Origin of the sequence: Kitasatospora sp. NPDC059817, from assembly GCF_042731835.1 — a bacterium.
In the GTDB taxonomy this organism is placed as follows: domain Bacteria; phylum Actinomycetota; class Actinomycetes; order Streptomycetales; family Streptomycetaceae; genus Kitasatospora.
In genome coordinates, this window is the sequence record NZ_JBHWIR010000055.1 from 20280 (window position 1) to 23464 (window position 3185).

The window sequence follows — 3185 nt, forward strand, 5'->3', positions numbered from 1 at the left end:
GGGGGGGGCGCTCCCCCCCGGCGCGGGGCGGCACCGGCCCCCCCTCGCGGCGGGGGGGGGGTAGCGCGGCTGTGCGGTCCCCCCCCCCCCCCCCGTCGGCGTTCCGGTGGCCGTCGGGGTGACGGCCGGTCGACGGGAGGACACCGGAGTGTCGCAACGTCAGATTTCCGACATAGCGGGCATGGTGTTTCACGTGAAACGTCGCTCCTTGCTCTCGGGAATCCTCGGCCGCAGCCGGGCGGCGACTGTTGCCGCTCCGGTTTCACGTGAAACACTGACCCCCATGCAGGACTCGGAGACCATCGGCCAGATCGATGACACGCCCATCGCGAGGGCTGCCCAGGCTGCGGTTCAGGCGATCGGCCGAGCGGGTGAGGGTCTGCCCCGCCCCGCCGCCACCCGGGTGATCGTGGTCGCCAACCAGAAGGGCGGGGTCGGCAAGACCACCACCACCGTCAACCTGGCCGCCTCGCTCGCCATGCACGGACTGCGCGTCCTGGTCGTCGACCTCGACCCGCAGGGCAACGCCTCCACCGCCCTCGGCATCGACCACCACGCCGAGGTGCCGTCCGTCTACGACGTCCTGGTCGAGGGCAAGCCGCTCGCCGACGTGGTGCAGCCGGTGGTGGACGTCGAGGGGCTGTTCTGCGTCCCCGCGACCATCGACCTGGCCGGCGCCGAGATCGAACTGGTGTCGCTGGTGGCCCGGGAGAGCCGGCTCCAGCGCGCCATCGCCGCCTACGAGCAGCCGCTGGACTACGTCCTGATCGACTGTCCGCCCTCGCTGGGCCTGCTGACGGTCAACGCCCTGGTGGCCGGGCGGGAGGTGCTGATCCCGATCCAGTGCGAGTACTACGCGCTGGAGGGCCTGGGCCAGCTGCTGCGCAACGTCGAGCTGGTGCGCGCGCACCTCAACCCCGCGCTGCACGTCTCGACCATCCTGCTCACCATGTACGACGCCCGGACCAGGCTGGCCGCCCAGGTCGCCGAGGAGGTCCGGACGCACTTCCCGCAGGAGGTGCTGAGCACCGCGATCCCGCGCTCGGTGCGCATCTCGGAGGCGCCCAGCTACGGTCAGACGGTCCTCACCTACGACCCGGGCTCGACCGGGGCGCTCTCCTACCTGGAGGCCGCCCGCGAGCTCGGGCTGCGCGCGGCGGCGGTCGGCGGCGGCCCGCTCCTGGGGCAGCAGCGGCACGGCAGCGGTACGGGGCACGGAGCCCCGGTGGCACAGCACGGTACGACGGAGGGTCATCGGTGAGTGGTCGCAGGGGTTTGGGACGAGGGCTGGAGGCGCTGATCCGCCCCGCCGTACCGGTGGACGGCGAGGCGGCGGCCGCGCCCGCACCGGCCCCGGTGGGGGCGATCGGCGCGGCGTCGCCGACCTCGGTACCGACGCTGCCGACCGGCCGCGGCACGGTGGCGGCCCGGGCGGCCGCGGAGAAGCAGGCCGAGCAGGCGCAGCCGGCGCCGGTGGCCGGTGCCTTCTTCGCCGAGCTGCCGCTGGACGCGATCGAGCCCAACCCGCGCCAGCCCCGTGAGGTCTTCGACGACGACAAGCTGGCCGAGCTGGTCGTCTCGATCAAGGAGGTCGGCCTGCTCCAGCCGATCGTGGTGCGCCAGGTCGCGCCCGATCGCTTCGAGCTGATCATGGGCGAGCGCCGCTGGCGCGCCTCCAAGGAGGCCGGGCTGAAGCAGATCCCGGCGATCGTCCGTGCCACCGAGGACGACAAGCTGCTGCTGGACGCCCTGCTGGAGAACCTGCACCGGGCCGAGCTGAACCCGCTGGAGGAGGCGGCCGCCTACGACCAGCTGCTGCGGGACTTCTCCTGCACCCACGACGAGCTGGCCGACCGGATCGGCCGCTCGCGCTCGCACGTCTCCAACACCCTGCGGCTGCTGAAGCTCTCGCCCACCGTGCAGAGCCGGGTCGCCGCCGGGGTGCTGACCGCCGGCCACGCCCGGGCGCTGCTCGGGGTGCCGGATGCCGAGCGGCGGGAGCTGCTGGCCAAGCGGATCGTCGCGGAGGGCCTCTCGGTGCGGACCACCGAGGAGATCGTCGCGCTGATGGGCGAGGAGGAGGACCGGAAGCCGAAGCGCCAGGCGCCGAAGGCGGGCAAGCTGATCTCCCCGGCCTTCAACGATCTGGCGAGCCGGCTGTCGGACCGCTTCGACACCCGGGTCAAGGTCGAGGTGTCGCAGCGCGGCGGCAAGCTGGGCAAGGGCAAGGTGGTGCTGGAGTTCGGTTCGGTGGAGGACCTGAACCGGATCCTGGACAGCCTGGCCCCGGGCGAGGACGGTCTGCGGCTGTCGCAGGGCTGAGCCGGGGACGATACCCGATGGGTGCATGTTCCGCGTGAGCACTGTTTCACGTGAAACATGCACCCATCGGCGTCTGTGGGGGCATGCTCGACCGTGAAGTGGAGGAGGAGGTGCGGGGCATGGGACGCCGGATCGCTCCGCTGACCCTGGACAACCTCGCCGATCTGCCGACGACCTGCCGCTCCTGCGTGTTCTGGGAGCTGGATCCGGTCAGCGGGAAGGCGGCGGTGGAGTCCGGGAAGCCGGAGCTGGAGAAGGAGGGGTGGATCTCTGCGGTGCTGCTGGAGTGGGGTTCCTGCGGTCGGATCGTCTACGTGGACGACCAGCCGGCCGGCTTCGTGCTGTACGCGCCGCCCGCCTACGTCCCCCGGTCGCAGTCCTTCCCGACCAGTCCGGTCTCGCCGGACGCCGTCCAGCTGATGGTCAGCCGGGTGGTTCCGGGCTACCAGCGGCAGGGGCTCGGCCGGGTGCTGGTGCAGACCGTGGCCAAGGACCTGCTCGGGCGCGGGGTGCGGGCGATCGAGGCCTTCGGCTCGGCCGGTCCTGAGCCGGTCGGCTGCGTGCTGCCGGCCGACCACCTGCTCGCGGTCGGCTTCAAGACCGTCCGCTCGCACCACCGCTACCCGCGGCTGCGGCTGGAGGCGCGCACCACGCTGTCCTGGCGGGGCGATGTGGAGGTGGCGCTGGAGCGGCTGCTCGGCGGGGCGCGCAAGGAGCCGGCGCTGCGGCCGTTCTGAGGCGGGAGACGGCTGGAAACGACGACGGCGGGGCTCCCCGGTGTGGGGAGCCCCTCGCCGAGCGCGAGCAGCTCGTCCTGGACGCCTACTGGATCCCCACCGAGGACGCCGGGGCGCCCGGCGCCC

3 protein-coding genes are annotated in these 3185 nt (G+C 72.8%); all 3 read left to right on the forward strand.

The genetic code is table 11. The features are described 5' to 3' along the window. Window positions 1-310 precede the first annotated feature (310 nt). Window positions 311-1261 carry a ParA family protein gene (locus ACFV61_RS14555; protein WP_279634954.1) on the forward strand — a complete coding sequence of 317 codons (951 nt, stop codon included), beginning with the start codon at window positions 311-313 and terminating at the stop codon, window positions 1259-1261. A 14-nt stretch (window positions 1262-1275) separates the two neighbouring features. Then, window positions 1276-2322 carry a ParB/RepB/Spo0J family partition protein gene (locus ACFV61_RS14560; RefSeq protein ID WP_380491895.1) on the forward strand — a complete coding sequence of 349 codons (1047 nt, stop codon included), beginning with the start codon at window positions 1276-1278 and terminating at the stop codon, window positions 2320-2322. Window positions 2323-2441: 119 nt separating this feature from the next. Further along, window positions 2442-3059 carry a GNAT family N-acetyltransferase gene (locus tag ACFV61_RS14565; RefSeq protein WP_063348469.1) on the forward strand — a complete coding sequence of 206 codons (618 nt, stop codon included), beginning with the start codon at window positions 2442-2444 and terminating at the stop codon, window positions 3057-3059. The last annotated feature ends 126 nt before the right edge of the window (window positions 3060-3185 follow it).

What these genes read in the sequence shown, in the direction of transcription:
- ACFV61_RS14565 (WP_063348469.1), top strand. Translation starts at nt 2,442, where the DNA reads ATGGGACGCCGGATCGCTCCGCTGACCCTGGACAACCTCGCCGATCTG.